Annotated in this window: 28 protein-coding genes; 16 read left to right on the top strand and 12 right to left on the bottom strand. The window is 68.4% G+C overall.

All coding sequences use genetic code 11. The features are described from left to right. Positions 1-11: 11 nt before the first annotated feature. Complete coding sequence (locus GGR12_RS10110) at positions 12-491, bottom strand: VOC family protein (RefSeq protein ID WP_183204289.1); 480 nt, start codon at positions 489-491, stop codon at positions 12-14. 211 nt (positions 492-702) lie between these two features. Here GGR12_RS10110 and GGR12_RS10105 point away from each other — a divergent pair, with 211 nt between their 5' ends. The 3 genes from GGR12_RS10105 (at position 703) to GGR12_RS10095 (ending at position 2618) form a co-directional block, all read left to right on the top strand. Continuing rightward, complete coding sequence (locus GGR12_RS10105) at positions 703-1317, top strand: hypothetical protein (protein ID WP_183204288.1); 615 nt, start codon at positions 703-705, stop codon at positions 1315-1317. Positions 1318-1428: 111 nt separating this feature from the next. Then, positions 1429-2139: a hypothetical protein gene (locus tag GGR12_RS10100; protein WP_183204287.1), complete on the top strand. Its 711-nt coding sequence runs from the start codon at positions 1429-1431 to the stop codon at positions 2137-2139. 131 nt (positions 2140-2270) lie between these two features. Continuing rightward, entirely contained in the window at positions 2271-2618 is a 348-nt protein-coding gene (locus GGR12_RS10095; RefSeq protein WP_183204286.1) for an arsenate reductase, read from the top strand. Here the strand turns inward: GGR12_RS10095 and GGR12_RS10090 are convergent. Both GGR12_RS10090 and GGR12_RS10085 read right to left on the bottom strand, forming a co-directional pair. After that, a complete protein-coding gene (locus GGR12_RS10090; RefSeq protein ID WP_246328840.1) occupies positions 2615-4807 on the bottom strand; it encodes a glycoside hydrolase family 3 N-terminal domain-containing protein in 2193 nt (730 codons plus the stop codon). The genes GGR12_RS10095 and GGR12_RS10090 overlap by 4 nt on opposite strands. A 176-nt stretch (positions 4808-4983) precedes the next feature. Next, positions 4984-5223 (bottom strand): DUF2188 domain-containing protein, encoded by a 240-nt coding sequence (locus GGR12_RS10085; RefSeq protein WP_183204284.1) that lies wholly within the window; start codon positions 5221-5223, stop codon positions 4984-4986. A 279-nt stretch (positions 5224-5502) separates the two neighbouring features. On the opposite strand from GGR12_RS10085, the gene GGR12_RS10080 reads away from it, so the two are divergent. From GGR12_RS10080 to GGR12_RS10070, 3 genes are read left to right on the top strand one after another with little or no spacing between them, the layout of a single operon-like run. Continuing rightward, a complete protein-coding gene (locus GGR12_RS10080; protein ID WP_183204283.1) occupies positions 5503-5925 on the top strand; it encodes a hypothetical protein in 423 nt (140 codons plus the stop codon). A gap of 21 nt (positions 5926-5946) precedes the next feature. Next, positions 5947-6486, top strand: a complete 540-nt coding sequence (locus tag GGR12_RS10075) for an RNA polymerase sigma factor (protein ID WP_183204282.1) — start codon at positions 5947-5949, stop codon at positions 6484-6486. Further along, positions 6476-6775: a hypothetical protein gene (locus GGR12_RS10070; RefSeq protein WP_183204281.1), complete on the top strand. Its 300-nt coding sequence runs from the start codon at positions 6476-6478 to the stop codon at positions 6773-6775. The genes GGR12_RS10075 and GGR12_RS10070 overlap by 11 nt, the downstream gene beginning before the upstream one ends. Here the strand turns inward: GGR12_RS10070 and GGR12_RS10065 are convergent. Further along, on the bottom strand, positions 6762-7571 hold the full coding sequence (locus GGR12_RS10065) for an endonuclease/exonuclease/phosphatase family protein (protein WP_183204279.1): 810 nt from the start codon (positions 7569-7571) through the stop codon (positions 6762-6764). The genes GGR12_RS10070 and GGR12_RS10065 overlap by 14 nt on opposite strands. 158 nt (positions 7572-7729) lie before the next feature. Here GGR12_RS10065 and GGR12_RS10060 point away from each other — a divergent pair, with 158 nt between their 5' ends. The 7 genes from GGR12_RS10060 to der all read left to right on the top strand — a co-directional run bounded on the left by GGR12_RS10060 (position 7730) and on the right by der (position 14030). Further along, positions 7730-8134 carry a DUF6249 domain-containing protein gene (locus tag GGR12_RS10060; RefSeq protein ID WP_183204278.1) on the top strand — a complete coding sequence of 135 codons (405 nt, stop codon included), beginning with the start codon at positions 7730-7732 and terminating at the stop codon, positions 8132-8134. A 25-nt stretch (positions 8135-8159) separates the two neighbouring features. Then, positions 8160-8720: an RNA polymerase sigma factor gene (locus GGR12_RS10055; protein WP_183204277.1), complete on the top strand. Its 561-nt coding sequence runs from the start codon at positions 8160-8162 to the stop codon at positions 8718-8720. Continuing rightward, complete coding sequence (locus GGR12_RS10050) at positions 8710-9120, top strand: hypothetical protein (protein WP_183204276.1); 411 nt, start codon at positions 8710-8712, stop codon at positions 9118-9120. The genes GGR12_RS10055 and GGR12_RS10050 overlap by 11 nt, the downstream gene beginning before the upstream one ends. A 197-nt stretch (positions 9121-9317) precedes the next feature. Then, the gene (panB, locus tag GGR12_RS10045) at positions 9318-10154 is read left to right on the top strand and encodes a 3-methyl-2-oxobutanoate hydroxymethyltransferase (RefSeq protein ID WP_183204274.1); all 837 of its coding nucleotides are present in this window, start codon (positions 9318-9320) and stop codon (positions 10152-10154) included. A gap of 76 nt (positions 10155-10230) precedes the next feature. Next, positions 10231-10974: a tetratricopeptide repeat protein gene (locus tag GGR12_RS10040; protein WP_183204272.1), complete on the top strand. Its 744-nt coding sequence runs from the start codon at positions 10231-10233 to the stop codon at positions 10972-10974. Between the two features lie 23 nt (positions 10975-10997). After that, positions 10998-12374, top strand: a complete 1377-nt coding sequence (locus GGR12_RS10035) for a PQQ-like beta-propeller repeat protein (RefSeq protein WP_183204271.1) — start codon at positions 10998-11000, stop codon at positions 12372-12374. 33 nt (positions 12375-12407) lie between these two features. Continuing rightward, positions 12408-14030 carry a ribosome biogenesis GTPase Der gene (gene der / locus GGR12_RS10030; RefSeq protein WP_183204269.1) on the top strand — a complete coding sequence of 541 codons (1623 nt, stop codon included), beginning with the start codon at positions 12408-12410 and terminating at the stop codon, positions 14028-14030. 412 nt (positions 14031-14442) lie between these two features. Here the strand turns inward: der and GGR12_RS10025 are convergent, their stop codons facing one another. The 5 genes from GGR12_RS10025 to radA are packed head-to-tail and all read right to left on the bottom strand — an operon-like array spanning position 14443 to position 19115. Further along, positions 14443-15195: an SDR family NAD(P)-dependent oxidoreductase gene (locus GGR12_RS10025; RefSeq protein WP_183204268.1), complete on the bottom strand. Its 753-nt coding sequence runs from the start codon at positions 15193-15195 to the stop codon at positions 14443-14445. Between the two features lie 37 nt (positions 15196-15232). Continuing rightward, the gene (locus GGR12_RS10020; RefSeq protein ID WP_183204267.1) at positions 15233-15577 is read right to left on the bottom strand and encodes a VOC family protein; all 345 of its coding nucleotides are present in this window, start codon (positions 15575-15577) and stop codon (positions 15233-15235) included. A 5-nt stretch (positions 15578-15582) separates the two neighbouring features. Further along, entirely contained in the window at positions 15583-17097 is a 1515-nt protein-coding gene (gene purF / locus GGR12_RS10015; protein ID WP_183204266.1) for an amidophosphoribosyltransferase, read from the bottom strand. Positions 17098-17124: 27 nt separating this feature from the next. Continuing rightward, positions 17125-17721: a CvpA family protein gene (locus GGR12_RS10010; protein ID WP_183204265.1), complete on the bottom strand. Its 597-nt coding sequence runs from the start codon at positions 17719-17721 to the stop codon at positions 17125-17127. A gap of 29 nt (positions 17722-17750) precedes the next feature. Next, a complete protein-coding gene (gene radA / locus GGR12_RS10005) occupies positions 17751-19115 on the bottom strand; it encodes a DNA repair protein RadA (RefSeq protein ID WP_183204264.1) in 1365 nt (454 codons plus the stop codon). Between the two features lie 139 nt (positions 19116-19254). On the opposite strand from radA, the gene GGR12_RS10000 reads away from it, so the two are divergent. Together GGR12_RS10000 and GGR12_RS09995 are read left to right on the top strand one after the other, a co-directional pair. Next, on the top strand, positions 19255-19773 hold the full coding sequence (locus tag GGR12_RS10000) for an RICIN domain-containing protein (RefSeq protein ID WP_183204263.1): 519 nt from the start codon (positions 19255-19257) through the stop codon (positions 19771-19773). Between the two features lie 870 nt (positions 19774-20643). Then, on the top strand, positions 20644-21930 hold the full coding sequence (locus GGR12_RS09995) for a Xaa-Pro dipeptidase (RefSeq protein WP_183204262.1): 1287 nt from the start codon (positions 20644-20646) through the stop codon (positions 21928-21930). On the opposite strand, the gene alr is transcribed toward GGR12_RS09995, so the two are convergent. Beyond that, entirely contained in the window at positions 21927-22964 is a 1038-nt protein-coding gene (gene alr / locus GGR12_RS09990) for an alanine racemase (protein ID WP_183204261.1), read from the bottom strand. The two genes, GGR12_RS09995 and alr, sit on opposite strands and share 4 nt — an antisense overlap. Positions 22965-23011: 47 nt before the next feature. Then, positions 23012-24094, bottom strand: coding sequence for an ABC transporter ATP-binding protein (locus GGR12_RS09985; RefSeq protein WP_183204260.1), 1083 nt, complete (start codon positions 24092-24094; stop codon positions 23012-23014). 135 nt (positions 24095-24229) lie between these two features. Here GGR12_RS09985 and GGR12_RS09980 point away from each other — a divergent pair, with 135 nt between their 5' ends. Next, on the top strand, positions 24230-24790 hold the full coding sequence (locus GGR12_RS09980) for a nucleoside 2-deoxyribosyltransferase domain-containing protein (RefSeq protein WP_183204259.1): 561 nt from the start codon (positions 24230-24232) through the stop codon (positions 24788-24790). Positions 24791-24793: 3 nt separating this feature from the next. On the opposite strand, the gene GGR12_RS09975 is transcribed toward GGR12_RS09980, so the two are convergent. Next, positions 24794-26893, bottom strand: a complete 2100-nt coding sequence (locus tag GGR12_RS09975; RefSeq protein ID WP_183204257.1) for a DEAD/DEAH box helicase — start codon at positions 26891-26893, stop codon at positions 24794-24796. Positions 26894-26961: the final 68 nt, after the last annotated feature.

Here is a 26961-nt window from a genome sequence, read left to right as displayed (position 1 = left end):
GACGCCTGATCTCAGCCTTTCGCGGCGGCTTCCAGCGCGGCGATGTTCAGGCGCTTCATCTCCATCATGGCGTCGAACACCCGCTTGTTCTGGGCCGCGTCCTTGCTCGACATCAGCTCGATCAGCCGGCGCGGCACGATCTGCCACGACAGGCCGTAGCGGTCCTTCACCCAGCCGCACTGTTCGGCCTCCGGCACGACCGACAGGGCGTCGGACAGCCGGTCGACCTCGGCCTGGTCGTCGCAATAGACCTGCAGCGAGATCGCCTCGTTGAATTTGAACGCCGGCCCGCCGTTCAAGCCGGTGTAGCGGCTGCCGGCGAGGGTGAACTCCACCACGATCGTCTCGCCCGCCTTGCCGTCGGGATAGTCGCCGGGGGAGGCGATGACCTCGTCGATCCGCGAGTCCGGCAGCAGCGATACGTAGAAGCGGGCGGCCTCTTCGGCCTGGTGGTCGAACCACAGGCAGGGAGCGATCTTGTGGGCGGACATGACGTCTCTCCGTTGCGTATAACCGAATGGGTATCGAACCTGTCAGTTAAATGCAAATCGGACGCTGCGGTTCCGCGTCGGCGGGCTGGCGTTGCGATCGTCTGAACAGGGTGGAAGGCTGACCTCCGCCTGGCTAAGCTTTGCCGCATGAGCCGTCGGGCGGTTGGAGGGACCGCCAGGACCCCACGCATAGACGGTCGGGGCCAGGCAGATGTTCGCGTTCCTCCTTCTGATACCGGTGATGTTCATCTGCCTGATCGTCGGCGTGGTCATTGCGGCCATTTGGTACTTCAGCCGCGGCAAGGGGAACCGCCCGAACCTCTTGGCGGTCCTCGCTGTTCCGGTCGGCTGCATCGCTATGCCGATCGTCGGCGTCGTCCTTGTCGGCGGCCTGCTCTTTGTCGTGGGCACTCTGGTCCAGAAGAGCGATGAGGCGCTTGCGGAAGAGGTGTTCGGCCATCCCACGACCCTGACTGGCGACCGGATGCTGTTCGATGACTTCGGGCGTGGTCGAGACCGCGAGATTTATATGCGGGCCGAGATGACCGCTGCCGAGCGGGAAGAACTGCTTTCCATCGCCGGTGCGGTTGAATCGGAATACGCGCTCATCTCGTTCGCAGCCCGTGGCGACAGAAAGGGCTTCACGTGGTGGGTGTCGACTGCTCCCGGGGACATCAACTATTGCGAGTCAGCTCGCATTACCGACGCGCATGGCTTCAACGGCTGGACCGAGTTCCGGATTGCCGAGTGCCGGGATGCAGGGGTCGCTTCTCCGCTGTCATCTAACGGGTACGTCTACGTGGTCGCCTCCGGCCGGCGGGATTGATGAGTTGGATCGTCGTCTCCTGGCCATAGTGAATACGGCGCCCCATGAGTCGGAATCCCGAACACGGAGTGATGCCGCCTTCCGTGTTCCTCAATCAGCAGAAGCTCTCGCATGACCCCATCGGTTCTCCGTCTCGCTTCAATCATGTTTGTGATGATCGCGAGCTGCGCCGCTACGCCGGCCCTGGCCCTGAGAACGCATGAGGCGGATGCGGGGAACCTCCGCGTCGCCATGCGCATGCCTCTGGGAGACCTTCGCGCGGGCTCAACCTATCCAATCGCCGGGAGGGCGGATGAGGCCCTGGGCATGTTTACTGTGCGTGAGCCGCACAGCCTGACGTTCGTAGACGGGGGCCGCGAACTGCATTTTTCCAACCTCGGAGAGGATCAAGCATTCAGCTCCGTCCTTGGTTCCGAGGGGCGAGTCGTCAGCATGAACGTGCAGCCCTTTCCGCAGGAAGTCTCTTTGGACGAAGCACTGGCCAAGGGGCGCGAGCTTTACGACTGGTTCCTGAGCGCCGGGTTCGAGGTGAATGAACCTGGCATTGGATTCCACGACAACTCAGTCCGTTCGACCGTAGCCACCGAAAGCATTCAGAGTTTCGACGACGCGCGAACCGTCCTTGTCGATCCATCTGCGCAGGTTACCGACGCGACGCTCTTCAATATGTCGAAGGGCGGCGTTTACATGAGTGTCACGATCTACAATTCGCGTCGTATGCAGGAAGCCTACGATCGACCGAGGCCGCCCGAGGGTTCCGGCGCCGCCTCTGAACGTCGATGGTCTCTGGAAGTCGGCGTCGCATCACTTGATCCCCAATGAGAGCGACCATCCGGGCTGAACCGATCAAGAGCGGGGGCGGGAGCGTCGATCGCTGATGTCCGCAACGGGCGATGGCTGACGTCGCCGCGAAAACATGAGAGACGCGCTCTCCGAACCCAGGAGGCCCCCCGATGATCCCCACACTCTACGGCATCCCCAACTGCGATACGGTCAAGAAGGCCCGCGTCTGGCTGGACGCGCACGGCGAGGCCTACGCCTTCCATGACTACAAGAAGCTCGGCGTCGACCGCGCCACGCTGCAGGACTGGGTCTCGGCCCACGGCTGGGAGACGGTGCTGAACCGCGCCGGTACGACCTTCCGGGCGCTGCCGCCGGAAGCGAAGGCCGACCTCGACGCCGGCAAGGCGATCGAACTCATGCTGGCCCAGCCGTCGATGATCAAACGGCCGGTGCTGGACGTGAACGGCCGCACGACCGTGGGCTTCAAACCCGAGATCTATGCGGCCGTCTTCGGCTAGGCGGTCAGGGTGAACTGCGCCGGTTCGCCGTCCTGGGCGCTCGGCGCCAGCCAGACGTCGAACAGGCCGGGCTCCACGGTCGGCTTCAGGTTCTGACCCAGGAACAGCAGTTCGGCGTAGGTCAGCGGGATCGACACCTCGACCGAGCCGCCGGCCGGGACCGTCACGCGGCGGAAATTGCGCAGCAGGCGCACCGGCTGGGTGATCGAGGCGGTGCGGTCGCGGATGTACAGCTGCACCACCTCGGACGCCTCGCGACTTCCGGCGTTGCTCAGGGTGACGCTGGCCGTGATCTGGCCCTCGCGCGCCATCGTCTCCGACGACAGCCGCACGGCCGAATACCGCACCGGCGCATAGGTCAGGCCGTGGCCGAACGGGTACAGGGCCGCGTGCGGGACTTCCCGGAATTTCGACGTGAACTCGCGGTCGGTCGGCTGCGACGGGCGGCCCGTAGATTTGTGCGCGTAGTAATAGGGCGACTGGCCCGAGCGGAACGGGAAGCTGACCGGCAGACGGCCCGTCGGGGCGTGATCCCCGAACAGCACGTCGGCGACCGCGTTGCCGGTCTCCGAACCCAGGAACCAGGTCACCAGGATCGCCGGGGCGTCCTTGACCGCGCCCGCCAGCTCCATGCCGCGGCCGTTGCGCAGCAGCACCACGACCGGCTTGCCCGTGGCGGCGACCGCCTCGGCCAGCGCCAGCTGCGGGGCGGGGACGCCGATATCCACGCGGGACTTCGATTCCGCGGACATCTCGCCTGACTCGCCGATGGCCAGCAGGATCACGTCGGCCTGGGACGCTGCGGCCACGGCCGCCTCGATCCCGCCGTCGATCGCAGCTTCGACCTCGGAGCCCTTGGTCACGGTCAGGCTGGAGCCGGCGCCCATGGCCGAACGAAGGCCTTCCTCCAGCGACACGGCCAGGTCGGTGTCCTTGAAGATGGACCACGGGCCGAACAGGTCGCTCTTGTCCGCGCCGAACGGGCCGATCAGGGCGATCTTCCTGCCGTTCTTCGACAGCGGCAGCAGGTCGCCGTCGTTCTTCAGCATCACGATCGACTTGCGACCGGCCTCGCGGGCGAGGTCCAGATGCTCGCGGCTGCCGGTCACCCGGGTCTCGATCTCGACGTCGGCGCCGCGATAGGGGTTTTCGAACAGGCCCAGCGCCGCCTTGGTCATCAGCACCCGGCGGACGGCCTCATCGACGCGGCTCATCGGCACGTCGCCCGACCGCACCAGGTCGGGGATGTGCTTCATGTACAGGCCGCTCTTCATCGACATGTCGACGCCGGCCATCAGGGCGATGCGCGCCGCGTCGCGGCCGTCGGCGGCGAAGCCGTGGGCGATCAGCTCCTGCTCGGAGGTGTAGTCCGACACGACGAAGCCGGTGAAACCCCATTCGTCGCGCAGGATCTGGGTCAGCAGCCAGTGGTTGCCGCTGGTCGGCACGCCGTTCAGGTCGTTGAAGGCGCTCATCGTCGACAGGGCGCCGGCGTCGAACGCCGCCTTGAACGGCGGCAGATAGACCGAGCGCAGCTCCAGCTCGCTCATGTCCGTCGAATTGTAGTCCATGCCCGACTCGGCGGCGCCGTAGGCGGCGAAATGCTTCGGACAGGCCAGCAGCGAGGACCAGTCCTTCAGGTCGTCGCCCTGGAAGCCCTTGGTCCGCGCGATGGCGAACAGATTGCCCAGGTGCACGTCCTCGCCCGCGCCCTCGACGACGCGGCCCCAGCGTTGGTCGCGCGCGACGTCGACCATCGGCGCATAGGTCTGGTGCACGCCCGCGGCGCCGCCCTCGACCGCCGCGGCCCGCGCGGTGCGCTCGGCCAGGTCCATGTCCCAGCTGGCGGATTCGCCTAGCGGCACGGGGAAGGTGGTCTTCAGGCCGTGAACGATGTCGGCGGCGAACAGCAGCGGAATGCCCAGCCGGCTCTCGCGCACGGCCATGTCCTGCACCATGCGCGTCGTCGCCGCGCCCACGCCGTTGAACAGCGCGCCGATGTGGCCCGCGCGAATCTCGGCCGCCGTCGCATCCTGGTCGGCGTTGAAGTCGCCGGGGTTCACCCCCTCGGGCCGCCAGCGGAACGGGTCGTTCTGCAGGTTCAGCTGACCCGCCTTCTCTTCGATCGTCATCCGCGAGATCAGGTCGTTGACCCGCTCGAGATTCGCCTGCGTCTTCGCTGTCGCCATTCGTGGAGCCATCATCACCATCCCCGCTGCCAGAACGCCCCCGGCGAGGACTCGGCGGCGACTCGGATCAAACAGGGATTCATGACGCATGTAACCGGTTCCAATTGCGGAAAGCCGTGGACTAACGGTCGAATTATCATCCGCCTAGCCTCCGGCGATCACATAGGGTTGCGGCGTCAGCCCTCAACTTCCGCTTCGGGCCGGTCATGTCCGTCCGCGCGTTCGGTGACCCAGCGACCGGTTGTGTCGGCGTACTCTATTAGCGAGTCCTCGTCCGGTACTTTTTGCTCGCGGGCGGCCGCGACCGCCGCGGCGCGCGCCGCGTCGTGGTTCGGATAGGTCTCGGAGTAGGTGTCGCCGAGCTTGTAAGCCCAGCCGCCGTCATGCTCGACGATGCGATAGGTGATCTGGACCATGGGCAAGGGCTCCGGCAGGCGAGGGCGTCTGGCGACTGTCCGGGAGCGAACGCAACGCTGCGGCGACGGTTGCAGTGTCCCGTTTCGCCCAAGAATGACCCGGACGGACACGGAACAACGTTACGCAAGCGGACGGGACCTGTCTCGCGCCATCCGCGCCGGATGTCGAGCGTGGCCGTGTGCGGAAAAAAATGACAGCCTTGCATCCATGCACGCCGACGGCGCCGACTACCCTGTGAAAGCGCAGGGCGATGGGCCCGCGCATCGGGATCGACGACCATGGAAGACCTGTTCCGTTCCTTTTGGTGGCTGATGTTTCCGCTGGCCTGGTTCGTGTTCGGCGGTTTCCAGAGCTTCCTGAACTACCGTCGTCAGAAGGACGCGCTGAATCTCATCAAGACCTACGCCGACAAGGGCCAGGAGCCGCCCGAGCAGCTTCTGAAAGTCCTCGACCGGCCGCTGGACGAGGAGGGCGAGATGATCTGGGGCTCGACCAAGGATCAGGGCGGCAGCCGGGGCAACGACGGCTCCTGGTTCTCGGCCATCCTGTTCGGGGTCATGGCGGTCGGCTTCGGCTACGGCGCCTCGACCGACATGTACGGCGCCCGCGACGCGCTGATCATCGTCACCTTCGTGCTGGCCGGCCTGTGCCTGGCCTGCCTGTTCCAGGCCCTGCGGTCCGGCCGCCGTTCGCGGAAGTGATGCGGGACCGGGGCGCACGGGATGGGGGGATTACAGACCGACGCCGAGTTGGTGAGCCGCGCGCTCGCCGGCTCGGACGCGGCCTTTTCGCGGCTGGTGGAGCGCCATCAGGCCGCAGTGCGCGCCTTTCTGCGCCGTCTGCTGGGCGGCGGCTGGGCCGAGGCCGACGACCTGGCGCAGGAGGCCTTCCTCGCGGCCTGGGCCTCGCTTCGCACCTTGAAGGATCCGGCCGGCGTCCGCGCCTGGCTGTGCGGCATCGCCTGGCGCAAGGCCCAGGACCGCATCCGCTCCTCGCGGCGGGGCGCGGCCCGCGACGCCGCCTGGCTGGAGACGGTCGAGACCCCGGCCGGCATTTCGCCGGTCGAGAAGCTGGCGCTGGCCGCCGCCATGGCCGAACTCCCGCCCGACGTCCGCGCCTGCGTGGCCCTGTGTCTGGCCGACGGCTGGTCGCACGGCGAGGCGTCGCTGGCGCTGGACTTGCCCCTGGGCACCGTGAAGTCGCATGTTGCCCGCGGTCGGGCGCGTTTGCTCAAGGCGCTCGGAGGTTCTGATGACGCCTGAACAGAAACTGGCCGCCCTGTTCGCCGCCGACGCCCCGCCGGCGCGCGACTACGCCTTCCAGGCGCGGATCGCCGAACGCATCGCCGCCCGCCGCGCCTGGATGACGGTCATGGCCCTGGTCCCCTGGGCCATCGCCGCCGCCGCCGTGCTGTGGGGCCTCAGCCCCATCGTCGCGCCGCTCGCCGAAAGCCTGGAGGCGACCATCGAGCCGTCGGCCCTGGTGCTGGCCGTGGCCTCCGCCGCCGCCATCGCCGCCCTGTGGTTGTCCCGCCGCTTCAGCGCAGCCTGATCGAACCCGCCACGCCGAAGTGATCCGACGGGTGCTCGCCGCCCGTCGTTTCGGTCCCGAACACCAGGCCGTGCACGGGCGCGAAATGCGCCGTCTCGGCGAAGATGTGGTCGATCACCCGCGGCTGGTGGCCCTTGGCCGGGTTCAGCGTGGTCGGCGCCGAGCCGCGCGGCAGCACGCTGAAGAACCGCTCGCCGGTCAGCACGGCCAGGCCAGCGTCCTCCTGCACCGCGTTGAAGTCGCCCATCACCACCAGCGGAGTCCCGTCCTGCGGCAGCCACGCCAGCAGGTCGGCGATCTGCTGCGCCCGCACCGGCGCCTGGTCCGGCTGCCAGGCCAGGTGGGTGCCGACCACGTCGATCTCCCGACCCTGGAACGCCACCCGCGCGCGGATCGCGGTGCGGAAGTCGTTCAGCGGCTCCAGCTTGCGCGTGTCGTGCGCCAGCACCGGCAGACGGCTGAGAATGGCGTTGCCGTAGCGGCGACCGCTGTCCTCGGGATCGGTCGAGACGAAATACACCTCATAGCCGCCCAGCGCCCCGGCGATCGTCGTCGCCTGGTTGGGCAGGCCGACGGCCGCGTCCTCCAGCACCTCCTGCAGGGCGATGACGTCGGCGTCCTGGGCCTTCAGCTCGGCCACGATCAGCGGCAGACGCGCGGCCCAGTTCCCCTGGTTGTGCCAGATGTTGAACGTGACCAGCCGCAGCGGCGCCTTTCCATCCTGTGTCGCGGTCGTGGCGCAGGCGGCCAGCGGCGTGGCGGCGAGAGCGGCAAGCAGGGTGCGGCGGTCGAGCATCGGCGAATCCTCACTGTTTGACTGGATGTAACCGGTTTCATCCGCCTTACGAAAGTTTCACCCGGCCGAACGCATCCGTACGCCCCCGCCATCGCCTCTTGTCGTCAGAAGGCCGGAACGTCACGCTCCGGTGGAAACGAGAACGAGGGGATACCCCAATGGATATGACGCCTATTCTGATCGTCCTGATCATCTTCAGCGCCATCACGGCCGTGATCTTCGGCCCGACCTATCTGAAGTTCCGCGAGAAGCGCGAGATTCAGAACACCGTCCGCCACGCCATAGACAAGGGCGAGAAGCTCCCGGCGGAACTGATCGACGCCATGACCCGCGAAGTCGCCAGCAAGGTGCCGTCGCGGACCCGGGACCTGCGCCGCGGCGTTATCTGGCTGGCGTCGGGCATTGGCATCGCCGCCTTCGGCCTGCTGCTGCACGGCCCCTGGTACAACGACGGCTGGGGCGACCATGACTTCGGCAACCCGCTGCTGGGCATCGCCGCCATCCCGGCCACCATCGGTCTGGCCTTTATCGTCCTGAGCTTCTTCAACCCGAACAAGGATTGAGCCGCGCAGGGACAGGGGAAAGATCATGACCCAGCCCTTGGTCGACCGACACGACGTCGAGCTCGCCGCCCTCGCGGCGGCGGGCGGACGGCGGGAGTTCGGTGAACTGGTGCGCCGCCACGGCTCGGCGGTGCGGGGCCTGCTGCGCCGGATGGGGGCCCAGCCCTCGCTGGCCGACGACATCGCCCAGGACGCCTTCATCCAGGCGTTCGAGCGGTGCGCCGAATTCCGCGGCGAGGGCACGTTCGCGGCCTGGGTCAAGCGGATCGCGGCGCGGCTCTACATCAAGCGCATCGCGAAGGAAGCCCGCTATGTCGCTGAAATCGAAAACGACGAGGCCTCGGCCGCTCCCGATCCGGCCGGCCTCGTCGATCTCGACGAAGCTCTCAAGGCGCTCAGTGAGCCGGAGCGTCTGTGCGTGTCGCTCTGTCACGGTGCGGGCATGGCCCATTCCGAGATCGCGACCGCCCTCAATTTGCCACTCGGCACGGTGAAGTCTCATGTCAAACGTGGTCTGGATAAACTCCGCGCGCGGCTCCAGCCGGAACCCGCTCAAACCCTGGGGAGAACACAGCATGTCGGCTGATGAGTTCGATCCGGCGATCGAGCGCCTCTTCGCCCGCACGCCCTCCATGCCCGACGCGCCCCTGTTCACCGCCCAGGTCGAACAGCGTCTGCAGAAGGGCTCCAGTCTCCGGGCCGTCGCCCTCGGCCTAGCCGGCGTCATCGGCGGCGTCGTCGCCGTCAGCGAGCTGCTGACCGTCAACATCGCGGGGGAGGGGGTCGTTGCCGGCGACGCGCTGGGCGAGGGCATGCGCTCGGCCTCGGTCAACGCCCAGACGGCCGTCCAGTCCGGCCTGGACCAGTTCGGTCTCGGCACGCTCGAGCTCGGCTCCATGAACGGCATGCAGCTGTTCTGGATCGTCGCGGGCGCCCTGATCGCGGTGGCCGCGGCCGGCGTGGTTCGTCTGTCGCAGGAAGTGTGACGCTCATCCACCCGTCATCCTCGGGCTTGTCCCGAGGACCCATGCTGGCAGCCGGCGCGGACGGCAGACGCTCTCAGTCCGGTATTGCCCCGGTTCACTGGCTCGCCCGCGGATAAATGGGTCCTCGGGACGAGCCCGAGGATGACGGACGTTGGGTTGGGCCCTATCTAGGGGCTCCACCATTCCGGAGCCCCGTCATGTCCAGCCAGAAGCAGGAAGTCGTCCGCCGCCTCGCCGCGCCGGACATCCGGGCCCGAAAAGGCGGTGAGCCGCTCGTCTGCCTGACCGCCTACGACGCGCCCACGGCCGAAATCCTCGACGCCCACTGCGACGTCCTGCTGGTCGGCGACAGCGTCGGCATGGTCGTGCACGGCCTGCCCAACACCGTCGGCGTCACCCTCGATATGATGATCCTGCACGGCAAGGCCGTCATGCGCGGTTCGAAACGGGCCATGGTCGTCATCGACATGCCGTTCGGGACCTATGAGGGCTCCAGGGAGCTGGCGTACCAGAACTGCGCCCGCGTCATGCAGGAAACGGGCGCCCAGGGCGTGAAGGTCGAAAGCGGCCCGACCATCGCCGAAACCATCGCCTATCTGGTCCAGCGCGGCATTCCGGTCATGGGCCACGTCGGCCTCCGGCCCCAGGCCGTGCTGACCGAGGGCGGCTTCAAGGCCAAGGGCAAGACCGACGATGAACGCCTGCGGGTCATGAGCGAGGCCGAGGCCACCGCCGACGCCGGCGCCTTCGCCGTCGTCATCGAGGGCGTGGCCGAGGGGCTGGCGCGCGAGATCACCGAGGCCATCGACAAGCCCACCATCGGCATCGGCGCCTCGGCGGCGTGCGACGGCCAGATCCTCGTCACCCACGACATGCTGGGCCTGTTCGACTGGACGCCGAAATTCGTCCGCCGCTACGCCGACATGCGCGGCGAGATCGATCGGGCCGTCGCGGGCTACGCCGCGGACGTGAAGACCCGCCGTTTTCCTGCCGAAGTCGAGACCTACTTCTCGAAAAAGCCGGTTGCGCAGTAACGCCTGCGTTGCGGGGGCGCTGCTGAGGCTCTAGGGTCCGGCCGGATTGAATTTAAGCGTTTTGGGGCGACACTCCGTGGTTGATGTCTTCGAGCAGGTCGAGGAGGAGCTTCGCTCCGACCGCTACAAGCGGCTGGCCCGCACCTGGCTGCCCGTCGTGGGCGGCATCCTTCTGGTCGCTCTGATCGCCGCCCTGGCTTGGTGGGGCTACCAGAGCTGGGAGACCTCGCGCGCCGACAAGGGCTCGATCGCCTACGAGCGCGGCCTCGAATCGCTGCAGTCGAACAACCCCGTCGGCGCCGACGCCGCCTTCACCCAGGCGGCCAAGGAAGGCAACGGCGCCTACAAGGCCCTGGCCCTGATGCAGCGCGCCGGCATCGCCCTCGACGCCAACCGCGTTCCGGAAGCGATCGCCTTCCTCGATGACGCCGCCAAGGCCAACCGTGATCCGCTGATCGCCGACGCCGCCGCAGTCAAGGCCGCCTGGCTGGCCATGGACACCGCCTCGCTCGAGGACATTCAGGCCCGTCTGGAGCCGCTGACCGGAGACAAGCGCCCGTTCCGCGACTTCGCCAAGGAAGCCCTCGCCATGGCCATGGCCCAGCACGGCAAGGCCGCCGAGGCCAAGGACATGCTGACCGTGCTCAAGAGCGGTCTCGATACGCCGCAGATCATCAGCCAGCGCAGCGAACTTCTGATCGCCGCCATCGACAGCGGTTCGGCCGCCAACCTCAAGGCCATCACCGACCAGATGGCCCGCGCCCCCATCGCGCCCCAGGCCCCTCCGGCCGCTCCCGCCGCCGCTCCGGCCCGCCCGTGATCTTCGCTCCCAGGACGCTCGCCATGACCCGTGTGCTCAAAGTCGCCCTGCTTTGCGGCGTAGCCGTAACCCTCGCTTCGTGCAGCACCGTGCGCAGCGCCCTGCCGTTCGGCCTCGGCGGCGACAAGGAGCCCCAGGCCACGGCCTCGGAAGGCCAGCGCATCTCGGTGCTCGAGTTCGAACAGCAACTGGCCCCGTCGCCGGCGCTGTCGGGCCGTGACTTCTTCATTCCGGGCCCGCAGGCCGCGGTCGCCTGGACCCAGCCCGGCGGCAACGTCGAGAACGCGCCCGAGCACGTGATCGCCGCCGCTGACTTCACCGTGGCCTGGCGTCGCAACGTCGGCGCCGGTTCGTCGCGCAACCAGCAGGTCATGGCCCCGGTCGTGGCCGACAACGGCCGCGTCTTCGTCCTCGACGGTGAATCGACCGTCAGCGCCGTCGACGCCGGCACCGGCGCGCCGGCCTGGAAGGTCAATGTTCGCCCTGAGGGCAAGGAACGCGGCGGCTTCGGCGGCGGCGTGGCCGTCGGCGGCGGCAAGGTGTTCGTGGCCTCGGGCTACCGCACCATGACGGCCATCGACCAGGCCTCGGGCGCCGTCCTGTGGACCTCGCCGGTCGACGTGCCGATCCACGGCGCGCCGACGGTCGCGGGCAACCGCGTCTTCGTCGTCGACGTCGAGAACCAGATCTTCGCCTTCGACACGACCACGGGCCGTCAGGACTGGTCGTTCCGCGGCATTCCGGAACCGGCCCGCATCATGCGCGCCTCCAGCCCGGCTGTGGTCGGCGACACCGTCATCGCCCCGTTCTCGTCGGGTGAAGTCGTCGCCCTGCGCGCCTCGACGGGTCAGACGCTGTGGAGCCAGACCCTCTCGCGCACCAGCCGCACCAGCGCCCTGTCGGAAATCCGCGACATCGCCGGCCGTCCGGTCGTCAGCCGCGGCGTCGTCTACGCCGTCGGCCACTCGGGCGTGCTCTCGGCCATGGACATCCGTTCGGGCCAGCCGAAGTGGCAGCTCCCGGTCGCCGGCGTGAACGCGCCGCTGCCGGTCGGCGACGTCGTCTATGTCGTGTCCAAGAACGGCGAACTGACCGTCATCAACCGCGACAACGGCCAGGTCTACTGGACCCGCGACCTCAACGAGGGTCGCGGTCGCAAGGAAGGCGGCTTCCTCGGCATGTTCGACCGCACCGTCTATCCGGAATGGTCGGGCCCGCTGATGGCCTCCAACCGTCTGCTGCTGGTCAATTCCGAGGGCGAACTCGTCGCGCTGGATCCCAAGACCGGTGCGCAGACCGCCACCCTGCGCCTCGGCGCAGCGGCCTATGTCGCTCCCGCCGCCTACAACGGCTCGCTCTTCGTCCTGACCGACAAGGGTGAGCTCGTCAGCATTCGCTGACCAAAAGCCCCCAACTTGCGTTAGAAGGCCGACATGGCTCTCAAAGTCGCCATCGTCGGCCGCCCCAACGTGGGCAAGTCGACACTATTCAATCGCCTCGTCGGCAAGCGCCTCGCGCTGGTCGATGATCGCCCGGGCGTGACCCGCGACCGTCGCTATGCCGACGGCAACATCGGCGACATGGATCTGACGCTGATCGACACCGCCGGCTACGAGGACGTCACCGACGAAAGCCTCGAGTCGCGCATGCGCGAGCAGACCGAGGCGGCCATCGACGACGCCGAGCTGATCCTGTTCATGATGGACGCCCGCGAAGGCGTGACCTCGCTGGACCGCATCTTCGCCGATCGCCTGCGCAAGGTCGCCAAGCCGGTGATCATGTTGGCCAACAAGTCCGAGAGCCGCGAAAGCGGTGGCGGCATCGGCGAGGCCTACGCCCTCGGCTTCGGCGAACCGGTCGCCATCTCGGCCGAGCATGGCGAAGGCATGGCCGACCTGTATCAGGCCATCGTGGGGGCTTCGGCAGACATCTTCATCGAAGAGATCGACGAGCCCGACAAACCGATCCGCATCGCCGTCATCGGCCGTCCGAACGCCGGCAAGTCGACCCTGGTCAACCGTCTGCTGGGCGAGGATCGCCTGCTGACCGGTCCGGAAGCCGGCATCACCCGCGACTCCATCTCGGTCGACTGGGAATACGAAGGCCGCGCCATCCGCTTCGTCGACACCGCCGGCATGCGCCGCAAGGCGCGCGTCCAGGAGAAGCTCGAGAAGCTCTCGGTCGCCGACACCATCCGCGCCATCACCTTCGCCGAGGTGGTGATCCTGATGATGGACAAGGACCACGCCTTCGACATCCAGGACCTTCAGCTCGCCGACCTGGTCGAGCGCGAGGGCAGGGCGCTGATCTACGTCGCCTCCAAATGGGACCTCGAGGAAGAGCCCCAGTCCCGCATGGCCGAGCTCAAGCGCCTCGCCGAGGACAAGCTGCCCCAGCTCAAGGGCACGCCCTTCGTCGTGCTGTCGGCCCACTCGGGCCGCGGCGTCGAGCGTCTGATGCCCGCCGTCATCAAGGCCTATGAGACCTGGTCGGTGAAGGTGAAGACCAAGGACCTCAACACCTGGCTGTCCATGGCCACCCAGAGGCACCCGCCGCCCGCCGTCGACGGCAAGCGCATCAAGCCGAAATACATCGCCCAGACCAAGGCGCGCCCGCCGACCTTCGTGCTGATGGCCAGCCGCGCCGAGTCGATGCCGGAGCAGTACAAGCGCTACCTGGTCAACTCGATCCGCGAGAGCTTCGACCTGCCGGGCACGCCGATCCGCCTGATCGTCAAGTCCAGCGGCGACAACCCCTATGCCGAAGGCGGCTCCAAATCGGGCCCCGAACGCTACAAGGGCGACGCCAAGACCGCGCCGCGCCGCGTCATCAAGAAGGCCGAGAAGGCCGAGATGCTGTCCAACCTGCCCGGCAAGGCGCTGGAGCAGAAGAAGACCCGCAAGCATCAGCCCAAGGTCGTCTCCGGCGTGAAGGCCAGCTCCTCCAAGAAGGCCGGCTCCTCCATCGCGGTCCAGAAGGGCGCCCGCGGCGGCGCCCGCCAGGTCTCCCGCTCCGGCCGCATCCGGACCGGCCAGAAGCACGCGCCGAAGAAGTAGGGTTAGTCCGCTGGCCCATCTGGAATGCGGAGCGTGTGGTGCGATCTTGACGCGAGCTTGCACCTGGGGAAGCGCCGAGGACTATGACGCGACATCGGCTGACCGTGCGCCGGCGGTGCCAGCTGGGCTAATGGTGCGCCTTGATGCTGCAGACGAGGTGCCTGTGATTCAAGGTGATGCCGTTGTCAGTACCCACGTCTATTCACCCGCGAACGCCATCGCCGCAAATCCCGAAGACGTCCTCCCTGGTGCTCTTACGCGAGCTGGAGCCGACAACGGTTGCTGCGGCTCTGACGGATGCGATGGGCCCAATCGAGCGTGTAGCTGTGGCGCGATCCTGGCGACTGAATGGAGCGACTGCTGGACACAGGCCGAGGTCCGATTTCTCCCGACGGCGGTCGTCGCTCGGTAATCAGACCAGCGCTGACGCCCCCGGCGCCGCGTTCCACTCCCTGAAGCTCACCGTCAGCGGCGGCTGCAGGTCGCCGCGGGCCAGTTCGACCACCAGCGGGCCGATGGCCGACGGATGGATCACGTCCTGCGGATCCTCGCCCGGATAGGCCTGGGCGCGCATCGCCGTGCGCATCCGGCCCGGATCGACGATCGAGACGCGGATCGGCATCGACTCGATCTCGTCGGCCCAGCATTTCAGCAGCGCCTCGGCCCCCGCCTTGGTCGCCGCATAGGCGCCCCAGAAGGCCCTGGGCGCGGTCGCCACGCTGGTCGTCAGATGGATCACCCGTCCGCTGTCAGACGCCTTCAGCAGCGGCTCCAGCGAGCGGATCAGGCGATAGACGGCGGTGAAGTTGGTCTTCTCGATCTTGGCGAAGCCGCGCGGGTCGGCGTTCGACACCGGCGTCAGCCCCTCGGCGCCCATGGTCGCGGCCGCCTGCACCCAGATGTCCAGCCGGCCGAAGCGCTCGTAGATCGCCCCGCCCATGCGGTCGATCGCGCCGCCGTCCACCAGGTCGAACGGGATCAGCGTCGCGTGCTGGCCGGTGGCCGCATAGATGGCGTCGTCCAGCTCCTCCAGTCCGCCTTGCGTGCGGGCGGTGGCGATGACGTGCGCGCCGGCCTTCGCCAGCGCCAGGGCGCTTTCGTAGCCGATGCCGCGCGAGGCGCCGACGACGAGGGCGATGCGGTCTTTCAGGGGGAGGTCGGTCATGGCGCGCCTGATAGCGCGCCGTCGCGCGGTGCGAAAGCTAAAGCCCGGCGGCAGGCTGCCACAGGCTGAAACTCACGCCTTGATCGTCGCACACCACGGCCGACCGGCCTGACGCGCTGTCCGACGGCATGGCCGCCTTGCCGCCCAGTTCGCCGACCCGCGCGCACGCGGCGTCCACGTCGTCGACGCGGAAATACAGGTGGGTGAAGTCCCTGGCCCGCTCCACCTTGGTGAAGCCGAACGCCGGCGTGCTGTCCGCCACATGGGCGTAGGTCGGGCTCGACGACGCCTCGTCGAACGTCCACCCGAACAGGGCGCCGTAGAAGGCCCGGGCCTTCGCGATATCAGGGGTGTCGAGCGTGAAATAGCCTGGCTGGATCATCCAGCTTAAGCGCTGACCAGCAGGGAAAGTTGCCGCGTGGAATCCTCGCGCCCGCCTTCCTCGATCTCCCGGTCCAGCAGGCGGGTGGGGTACTCGCCGGTGAAATAGTGGTCGGTGAACTGCGGGTTCTTGGCGTCGCGCGGACCCGCCTCCATGGCGTCGTACAGGCCGTCGACCGACAGGAAGCCCAGCGAGTCGACCTCGAGATAGGCCCGCATCTCCTCCAGCGTCTTGTTGGCGGCGATCAGCTGGTCCCGCTCCGGCATGTCGATGCCGTAGAAGTCCGGATACAGGATCGGCGGCGAGGCCGAACGCAGGTGCACCTCGGTCGCGCCGGCGGCGCGCACGGCCCGCACCAGCTTCACCGACGTCGTGCCACGCACGATCGAATCGTCGATCAGCACCACGCGCTTGCCGGCCAGAACCTCGCGGTTCGGACTGTGCTTCATGCGCACGCCCTTCTGCCGGGCGCCCTGGCTCGGCTGGATGAAGGTCCGGCCCAGATAGTGGCTGCGGATGATCCCCATCTCGTAGGGGATGCCGCTCTCCTGCGCATAGCCCAGCGCCGCCGGCACGCCCGAGTCCGGCACCGGCACGACCACGTCGGCCTCGACCGCGTGCTCGCGCGCCAGGCCGCGGCCCATGCGCTTGCGCACCTCATAGACCGACTTGCCGTTCACGACGCTGTCGGGGCGCGAGAAGTAGACGTATTCGAACAGGCAGGGCCGCGCGGCCTTCACCGGGAACGGCTTGATCGAGCGCAGGCCCTCGTGATCGATCACGATGACCTCGCCATGCTCGACGTCGCGCACGAAGTCGGCGCCGACGGTGTCCAGGGCGCAGGTCTCGGACGCCAGCACCCAGGTGTCGCCGATCCGGCCCAGCACCAGCGGGCGGATGCCCAGCGGGTCGCGCGCGCCGATCATCTTCGAGCGGGTCTGGCAGACCAGGGCGTAGCCGCCCTCGATCCGGCCGATGGCGTCGATGAAGCGGTCGACGATCTTGGCCTTACGGCTGCGGGCGATCAGGTGAAGGATGACTTCCGAGTCCGACGTCGACTGGAAGATCGCGCCTTCCGACACCAGCTGGCTGTGCAGGTATTTGAAGTTGGTCAGATTGCCGTTGTGGGCGACGGCGATGCCGCCCTGGTCCAGATCGGCGAACATCGGCTGGATGTTGCGCAGGAACGATCCGCCGGCGGTCGAATAGCGGGTGTGGCCCACAGCCGCCGAGCCCGGCATCCGCTCGGCCAGGTTGGTCCCGCCGAAGGCCTCGCCGACCAGGCCCATGTGGCGCTCGGTGTAGAAGCGGGCCTCATGCACGCTGGCGATGCCGCAGGCTTCCTGCCCGCGGTGTTGCAGGGCGTGCAGGCCCAGGGCGACGATGGAGGAGGCTTCGTCCTGATCCGCGCCCCAGACACCGCAGACGCCGCATTCCAGGCGCGGACGATCGTCGTCGGCGTCGCGGTGATGCTCCCGGTGAACGACGGGGGCGGCGATGGAATGCTCGAGCGTGCTCATCGTGAACTCCGATGATGCGGGCGGACGTCAGGGCTGGGCGGACGGCGGCGAAGTATTGTCTGTTTGGGGCGAGGGCAAGGCTTCGTCGTCGGAAAACCCTTTGCTCACGGAAGAACTTACTACCGGGGACAACGCGTCGGCCCCGCGTCCGATGCCGGGCAGGATGATCTGGATCACCCGCGCGGCTCCCGCCGTCACCGGCCGCAGCGCCGCTTCGGTCAGCCAGCGCGGCGTTTTCTCGCCCGGCATGGCGGCCACGACGACCAGATGGATCGCCCCCAGCAGCACCAGCGCCCGCGCCGAACCCACGAACACGCCGATGAACCGGTCGACCCCGCCCAGGTGCGGATGCGCCTGCGCCCGCTTCGACAGCTGCGAGCCGAAGATGCGGATGCCGAAATAGATCAGCAGGAACGACAGCACGGCCGCGAAGATGGTCCCGGCCCAGTCCGGATCGATCAGGCCGCGGCCCAGCGGCGCGGTGATCGGCAGGGCCACCAGGGCGATGAACGCCGCCAGCACGAAGCTCAGCAGGGTGATGATCTCGCGCGTCCCCCCGCGCACCCAGCCGGCAGCGGCGGACGCCAGGATGACCAGGATGGCGAAAGCGTCGAAACCGGTCATGCTCGCTCGCAACCTCTACGGTACGAACATCAATAGCGGTTTTGCGAGATTCGTTCGACCGCTTGCGCCAGCCGGTTGATCGCCGTCACCTTCACGCCCTTGTCCTTGACCGTCAGGGGAGGGGACAGAACGTGGTCGAAGCCCAGCTTCTGCGCCTCTCTCAGCCGCGCCTCGGCCCGGCCCACGGCCCGCAGTTCGCCCGACAGGCTGACCTCGCCGAACACCACGCAGCCCTGCGGCAACGGCATATCGGTGGCCGAGCTGATCAGCGCCGCCGCCGCCGCCAGATCGGCCGCCGGTTCGTTGATCCGCAGCCCGCCCGCGACATTCAGATAGACGTCCTGATCCCCGAACCCGATCCCGCAGCGCGCCTCCAGCACCGCCAGCACCATGGCCAGCCGTCCGGTGTCCCAGCCCACCACGGCCCGCCGCGGCGTGCCGTAGGCCGACTTCGAAACCAGCGCCTGCATCTCGACCAGGACGGGCCGCGATCCTTCGATCCCCGCGAACACCGCCGCGCCCGGCGCCCGGTCCTTGCCCTCGCCCAGGAACAGGGCCGACGGATTGGCCACTTCGCGCAGCCCTGCGTCGCCCATCTCGAACACGCCGATCTCGTCGGTTGCGCCGAAGCGGTTCTTGCCGGCGCGCAGGATGCGGAACGGATAGCCCCGCTCGCCCTCGAAGCTCAGCACCGCGTCGACCATGTGCTCGACCACCCGCGGCCCGGCCACCTGGCCGTCCTTGGTCACGTGCCCGACCAGGATCACGGCGGGACCGCCGGCCTTGGCCATCCGCACCATCTCGCTGGCGCAGGCGCGCACCTGGGTCACCGATCCCGGCCCCGCCTCGTGCGCGTCCGACCACAGGGTCTGGATCGAATCGACGATGACGATGTCGAACTTCTCGCGCTTCAGCGTGCCCAGGATTTCCCGCAGCGCCGTCGCCGACGCCAGCTCCACCGGCGCCTTCTCCAGCCCCATCCGCCGCGCCCGCGAGCGGATCTGCTCGACCGCCTCCTCGCCCGAGATGTAGGCGATCCGCTTGCCCGCCAGCGCGGCGCGCCCGGCCACATCCAGCAGCAGTGTCGACTTGCCCACGCCGGGATCGCCGCTCAGCAGGATGGCGGATCCGGGCACCACGCCGCCGCCGCACACCCGGTCGAATTCGGTCACTCCGGTGATGATCCGCGGCGGCTCCGGCGTATCCGACTGCAGCGTCTCGAACTGCAGGCCGCGCGTGCGGCTGTTCGCGGTCGGCTTCAGCGCGCCGGGCGGAGCCGAGCGGCTCTCCTCGACGATCGAATTCCACTGTCCGCACGCGCTGCACTGCCCGGACCACTTGCCGTGCACCGCCCCGCAGGACTGACAAACATAGATCGCACCGTCTCTCGCCATGACCCCGGCTTACAGGAGTCGGACGAAGCGGGGCAGGGGGCGGATCAGGGCCTACGTCCGAAAATGACGTAGGGAGCCCGGGGCCTCTTACCTTTGCCGTAAGGACCGCATATCGTCGTTCGATCTCGGGGGAGCGCTCATGGACGCCTGTAACAATCTCACCAGTCAGGACGAGTTCGCCAACGGGCGGCGCATCCGCTTCATCTCCTACCTCGGGCAGGGGCTGGTGATCGGCGCCAGCGGCCAGGTCGTCAGCGGGCCCATCGGCATTCCCTGCATGGAGAGCCCGTCGGTCGCGCTGTCCCATCTCTCCAACGGCAACGCCGGAAACTCCATCTTCTCCGCCCAGGCCACTGACGGCGGCTTCACCCTCTCGCGCGGCGGCGATTCCCGGCAGCAACTGTCCTGGTCGGCCTACCGCGAGCCCCTGACCCTGTTCTGCAACGAGGTCACGGTCATCGCCGCCGACCCTGTCTTCACCGTCACCTTCGTCGACGGCTGCTGGTTCACCCTCAACAACGCCGACGGCTCCATGGTCGTCGACGTCGCCGGTTCCGGCACGGACGAGGGCCAGCCCCTCCTCGGCTGGGACCCCAACGGCGGCGACAATCAGAAATGGCGCGCCGAAGTCGCGACCACGGTGCTCGGGCGGCGCTGATCTTTTCCCTCTCCCGATGGGAGAGGGCTTGAGCGCCCGCGAGCGAAGCGAGTGGCTGCGCGAAAGGGTGAGGGTCGACTGCGGGCTGATCATCGCCATCCGACCCTCATCCGACCGGGCTCTGCCCGGCCACCTTCTCCCATCGGGAGAAGGACTCCTCCTTTGCTTTCGTCATCCTCCGGCGACCCTCGCGCATGCGAGGGGAGACCGGGGGACCCAGCGGCGCGCTGGAGCGCGAACCTGTCGGGAGCGCTGGCGGCCCGGTTTCGCCTTCGGCGCCGCTGGGTCCCCCGGTCGCCCTTCGGGCGCCGGAGGATGACGATAGCAGGAAGAAAGCGTCGGCTATTCCCGGATTCTTTTCGCCAACCCTCTGATTTCCCCCACCTAAATTCCCTCTACGCAGCGAGGTATCCGCCTCGGCCATAATCCTCCCATCCCGTCGATGGGGAAGGCGTCGGATCCAGCGCCTCGACGACGACGGGCTGTGGTCGAGCGATGAAGCCCGGGCGAAGGGTAGTCCGGGGGTCCTCGTCGGACAGCGATGGATGCTGTCCGCTTGCTCGCCGCGCATCGAAGGTGCGGACCGCTGGCTCAGCCGATGTCCCACCCACGTCGCTTCCAGCAATGGCGGCGGCGGAGATCCGTCAAGGCTCTAACAGGGCCGCCAGCCGGAGGGCGCGCGAAACCAACGACCACGCGGGGCGGCCAGCTTCGTCGAAACGGTAAAACACAAAGCATTCCGGGCGAGGCCCGGACGCCCCGCGCCTTCCCCTCCCTTCGCCGGTCTCGCCGGCGGGGACGAATACGTATGCGCGGTTGCCCGGCTTCCGCCCACGTGCCAGCTTCGCCGCGCTCTGGAGAGGGACCACCATGCTGAACCGTCTGGCCGTCGCGGCCGCTGCTCTCGCCGCCGTACTCAGCCTGTCCGCACCCGCGAACGCGGAGACCCTGGTCGTCACCGCCGCCCGCATGGTTGATGTCGAGCGGGGTCGCTACATCGACAATCCCGTCGTCGTCGTCACCGACGGCCGCATCGTCTCGGTCGGCACGACCCTCCCGGCGAACCTGCCCGCCGACGCCGAACGCCTCGACCTGGGCGGTCTGACCCTGCTGCCCGGCCTGATCGACATGCACGTCCATCTGGCCAACACCCCCTACGTCTCCGGCTTCAACATCCTGTCCTATGCCGACGATTTCGAGACCGTGCTGCAGGTGCCGAACGCCCGCGCCAATCTCGACGCCGGCTTCACCACGGTGCGCAATCTGGGCGGTCCGGACTTCGCCGACGTGGCCCTGATGCAGGCCATCGACGCCGGATTCGTCGTCGGCCCGCGCGTCGTTCCGGCCGGCGTCTCCTTCGGCGCCACCGGCGGCCATTGCGACTACACCGGCATGCCGCGCTCCCTGGCCCAGGCCAATGACTACAACGCCGACAGCGTGGACGAGGCCCGCCACAGCGTGCGCGAGGTGCGCAAATACGGCGCGCGGGTGATCAAGATCTGCGCCACCGGCGGCGTCTTCTCGCGCAACACCGAGCCCGGCCAGCAGCAAATGACCCTGGCCGAGATGACCGCCGTCGCCGACGAGGCGCACATGTGGGGTCTCAAGGTCGCCGCCCACGCCCACGGCGCCTCGGGCATCCGCGACGCCATCCTCGCCGGCATCGACACCATCGAGCACGCCTCGCTGATCGACGCCGAGGGCATCCGCCTGGCGGTCCAGCACGGCACCTGGCTGTCGATGGACATCTACAACACCGACTTCACCCAGGCGACGGGCACCGAGTTCGGCGTCACCGAGGACAACCTCCGCAAGGACCGCGAGATCGGCCAGCTGCAGCGCGACAATTTCCGCGCCGCCCATGACGCCGGCGCCCGGATGGTCTTCGGCACCGACGCCGCCATCTATCCGCACGGCCAGAACGCCAAACAGTTCGCCGTCATGGTCGAGTACGGCATGACCCCGGCGGAGGCGATCCGCGCCGCCACCTGGAACGCCGGTCAGGCTCTCGGCCAGGAGAACAACGTCGGCGCCATCGCCGTCGGTCGCTACGGCGACCTCATCGCCGTCGCTGGCGACCCGCTCGCCGACGTCCGTGCGCTCGAAACCGTCGCGGTCGTGGTCAAGGGCGGCGAGGTGGTGAAGGACGCGCGCTAGCCGACGTAAATCCGCGGCACCCGGGCGGTGATCGAGGTCAGCAGCTCATAGGCGATGGTGCCCGCCGCCGCCGCCGCGTCATCCAGCATCCGGTTCGGGCCGAACAGCTCGACCCGGTCGCCGACCGCGACGTCCAGTCCGGTCACGTCGACCGCGCAGACGTCCATCGACACCCGGCCCACGATCGGCCGCAGCGCGCCGCCCGCAAACGCCAGACCCTTCGGGCTGTAGGCGCGCAGCACCCCGTCGGCGTAGCCGGTGGCGCAGGTCGCGATCCGCGTCGGCCCTCCGGCCTGGAAGCCGCGCGAATAACCGACCGTCTCGCCCGCCGGCACGTCGCGCACCTGCAGCACTTCGGCCGTCAGCGTCGCCACCGGCGCGATCCGCGCATCCGGCCGGCCCTCGGGCCCGCCGCCGTACATGCAGATCCCCGGTCGCAGCGCGTCGAACGCATAGTCCGGTCCCAGGAAGGCCCCGCCCGAGTTGGCGAACGACCGCACCGTCCCCGGATACCGCTTCGAAACCTCGGCGAAGGCGTCCCGCTGCCGCGCATTCATCGGCTCGGCCGGATCGTCCGCGCAGGCCAGATGGCTCAGCACCAGGGCCAGTCCCTCGAACGCCTCCGGCGCATCGTCCGGCCGGAAGCCCAGCCGGTTCATCCCGGTGTCGATCTGCAGCCCGCAGGCGCCCCCGCCGGCCTCATTCCATTCCGCCAGCTGCGCCGCGGTATTGATCACCGGCCGCAGGTTCGCCGCCCGCAACCGCGCCGCCCGCCCGGCCGCACAACCGTCCAGCACATAGATGACCGGCTCATCGCCCAGCGCCGCCCGCAACGCCGTTCCCTCGCTGGCCCGCGCCACGAAGAAGGTCCGCGCGCCCTCGGTCATCAACCGCTTCGCGCAGGCCGCCGCGCCCAGGCCGTAGCTGTCAGCCTTCACCACCGGATGCACGGGGGCTCCGCCTGCGGCCTGCAGGGCGTGGAAGTTCGCGGCGAGCGCGTTGAGGTCGATGGTCAGCGTGGCCGGGGAGGGCATCCGGCCATCTAGAAGGCTCCGCTTGTGCGATGCAACACGCGGCGCTGTCAGATCCGTGGGAAAGCCTGTCCGTCAGCGCCAAACAGGTGCGCCTGCTCCGCCGGAACGGTGAGCGCAATCGCCTTGCCCGCCTCCGGCCGCACATCGCCCGGCAACTGCACCGTCAGCGCCGTCTCGCCGTAGGTCGCATAGGCGTAGGTCGCGTGTCCCAGCGTCTCGGCGAAGGTGACCTCGGCCGAGATCCCGCCGGCCTTGCCGCCCGGAGCCATATGCTCGGGCCGGATGCCCAACGTCACCGAATCGCCGGCCTTCGCCCCGGACGCATCGACCGCGACCTTCAGCGTGTCGCCCGCCGCGGTCTTCACAGTGGCCCCCTTGGCCGTGACCGAGACCACCTGGGCAGGGATCAGGTTCATCTTCGGGCTGCCGATGAACTCGGCCACGAACAGGTTTCGGGGGCGCTCGTACAGCTCCATCGGCGCGCCGACCTGCTCGATCACGCCGCCGTTCAGCACCACAATCCGGTCCGCCAGCGTCATCGCCTCGACCTGGTCGTGGGTGACGTAGACCATCGTCGTCTTCAGCCGCTCGTGCAGGCTGGCGAACTCGTAACGCATCCGCACCCGCAGGGCGGCGTCGAGGTTCGACAACGGTTCGTCGAACAGGAAGACCTTCGGCTCGCGTACGATGGCCCGGCCGATCGCCACCCGCTGCCGCTGCCCGCCGGACAGGGCCTTGGGCTTGCGGTCCAGATAGTCGCTGATGTTCAGCGTCTCGGCCGCACCCCGCACCCGGCGGTCGATCTCGGCCTTGTCCGCCTTCGCCAGCTTCAGCCCGAACGCCATGTTCTCGTAGACGCTCATGTGCGGGTAGAGGGCGTACGACTGGAACACCATGGCGATGCCCCGGTCCGACGGCGACAGGTCGTTGACCGTCCGTCCGTCGATGGCGATGTCGCCGCCCGACGCTTCCTCGAGACCGGCGATGGTCCGCAACAGGGTGGACTTGCCGCAACCCGACGGGCCGACGAAGACCACGAACTCTCCGTCCGCGATCTCAAGATCGATTCCCTTCAGCACCTCGGTCGTCCCGAACCGCTTGGTCACGCCGGTTAGCCGGACGTCCGCCATGTTTTCTGCCTGCTGCTCTTCTCGTTGGCGGCAACGTAATCGGTTACAGACAGTACGCAATCTCCCGCGGGATCGTCGCCGTTGCTGAGCAACGCCTTCCCTGCGAAGGCGATCCATTCCGACCGGAGACACGCCATGCCCCGTTCAATCCTGATCGCCGCTTCGCTCGCCGCCCTGGTGCTCGGCGTCGCAGGCGGCGCTGTGGCTCAGTCACCATCCGGATTGAGCACGATCGTCGTGTCGCCCCAGGCGCTGCCCGAGCCGGACGGCCGACCACGTCTGTTCCTGGGCGGCAGCATTGCGGGCGGCGACGCGCCCGACTGGCAGGCGGCGTTGATCGAAGCGCTGTCCGACACCGATGTGGTGATTCTCAATCCCCGACGCGCGGACTGGAATCCGGCCTGGCGGCCGGAGGCCGATGAACCGGAGTTTCGTCGTCAGGTGGAATGGGAGCTGGCGGCGCTCGAGGCGTCCGACGTCATCGTCATGTATTTCGCGCCGGGCACGCAGAGCCCGATCAGTCTGCTGGAGCTCGGACTGCACGCGCGGTCGGGCAAGATGATCGTGCTTTGCCCGGACGGATTCTGGCGCAAGGGCAACGTCGACATCACGGCCGAGGTCTACGGCGTGACGCAGGTCCAGGACATGGACGCCCTGATCGCGGAGGTGCGGCGGGCGCTGGCGCCCGCCGCCTGATCCCTAGCCGCGGCTGGTCTTGCCCTTGAACGGCTTGCCGCCGGCCTTGGGCTTGAAGCCGGGCTTCGGCTTGCCCGTCCACGGACGGTCGCCGGCGGGCGCGGTGCCTTCGGCGCGGGGCGCCCAGGGCTTCTTGTCGCTTCTGGGCTTCTCGACCCAGGGCTTCTTGCCTTCCGGCGTCGGGCCGTCCTTGGTGCGCTTCACCCACTTGCCGCCGGTCTCGCCGGAAGCAGCGGCCGGAGCGGCCTCGCGATCGGTGCGGGGCGTCCACGGCTTCTTCGGGCTATCGCCCTCGGCGCGGTCTTCGCGGGGCTTCCAGGGCTTCTTCGGAGCGTCGCCCTGGGGGCGATCCTCACGCGCTTTCCACGGCTTCCTGGGCGCGTCGCCATCGGCGCGCGGCTTGTGGAAGGGCTTGTCGCCGCGGTCGGGGCGGTCGCCGCCGCCGGGCTTGTCCCATTTGCGCAGGCTCTTCTCGCCGGCGGCGGGGGCCACGGCGTCGCCGATGGTCACGCCGTCATCGTTCGGCTGGGTCAGGGCCGCGCGGAACTTGGCCTCGGCGTCCTTGGTGATCTCGAACTTGGTCTCGCGGTCGAAAATCTTGATCGAGCCGACGTCGCGCTTGGTCACGTGACCCAGGCGGCAGATCAGCGGCAGCAGCCATTTCGGATCAGCGTTCTTCTCGCGGCCGATGTTGACCTTGAACCAGGTCATCTCGCCGCCGCGGGCGAAGTCGGTCAGCGGGCCGTCCTTCTGGCCGCGCTCGTTCACGCCCGACGCCTGCGCGCGCTTCATGCGCTCGTCGTCATGGACGTCTTCCGGCGGCGGCAGCTTCTCGCGGTACAGACGGATCAGGGCGGCGGCGACATGCTCTGGCGAGGTCCGCGCCAGCAGTTCCTTGCCCATGGCGATCGATTCCTCGTCGGCCTCGGCCATCAGGATCGGATCGGTCAGCATCCGCTCATGGTCCTTGGCGCGGATGTCGTCGGCCGACGGCGGGCCCGCCCATTCGGCCTTGATCGCGGCCGACTGCAGCATCAGCTCGACCTTGCGGCGACGCGTGTGCGTGACCATCAGGACCGAGACGCCCTTCTTGCCCGCGCGGCCGGTGCGGCCCGAACGGTGCAGCAGGGTGGCCTTGTTGACCGGGATCTCGGCGTGGATGACCAGGCCCAGGTCGGGCAGGTCGAGGCCGCGCGCCGCCACGTCGGTGGCCACGCAGACCCGCGCATGGCCATCCCGAAGGGCTTGCAGCGCCTCGGACCGCAGCGACTGGGTCAGTTCGCCGGACAGGCCGACGACCGAGAAGCCGCGTTCGCGCAGGCTGGCGGTCAGGTGCTTCACCCGCTCGCGGGTGTTGGCGAACACCAGGGCGCCCGGGCTCTCGAAATAGCGCAGGATGTTGACCACGCCGTGCTCGACCTCGTGCGGGGCGACGCGGATGGCGCGGTACTCGATGTCGCCGTGGGCGACGTTCTTGTTGGTGGTGTCGATGCGGATCGCATCGCGCTGGTAGGTCTTGGCCAGTTCGGCGATGTCGCGCGCGATGGTGGCCGAGAACAGCAGGGTGCGGCGTTCGGCCGGAGCTTGATCGAGGATGAAGGTCAGGTCTTCCGAGAAGCCCATGTCCAGCATCTCGTCGGCCTCGTCGAGGACGACGGCCTTCAGCTCCGACAGGTCCAGGGCGTCGCGCTCGATATGGTCCTTCAGGCGACCGGGGGTGCCGACCACGATGGCGGCGCCGCGATCCAGCACCCGGCGCTCGGCGCGCGGGTCCATGCCGCCGACGCAGGTGGCGATGCGCGCGCCGGTGTTGGCATAGAGCCACTCCAGCTCCTTGGACACCTGCAGGGCCAGTTCGCGGGTCGGGGCGATGACCAGGGCGACGGGCGCGCCGTTGTCGGCGAAGCGCTCGGCATCACCCAGCAGGGTCGTGGCCAGGGCCAGGCCGAAGGCGACGGTCTTGCCCGAGCCGGTCTGGGCGGAGACCAGCAGGTCGCGGCCTTCCTCGGCCTCCAGCACGGCGGCCTGGACCGGAGTCGGCTCGGCATAGCCGCGTTCGGAAAGCGCTCGGTCGAGCGCGGGATGACTGGCGGGGAAGGGCATGGACTGGTCCGTAAGGCGCCAGAGCGGCGCGCGCCAGCCAGGGGAGGGCGGGCGAAGGGCGGGGCATG

The organism is Brevundimonas lenta, from assembly GCF_014196335.1.
GTDB classification, from domain to species: Bacteria; Pseudomonadota; Alphaproteobacteria; order Caulobacterales; family Caulobacteraceae; genus Brevundimonas; species Brevundimonas lenta.
This window is presented reverse-complemented; position numbering and strand designations above follow the sequence as displayed.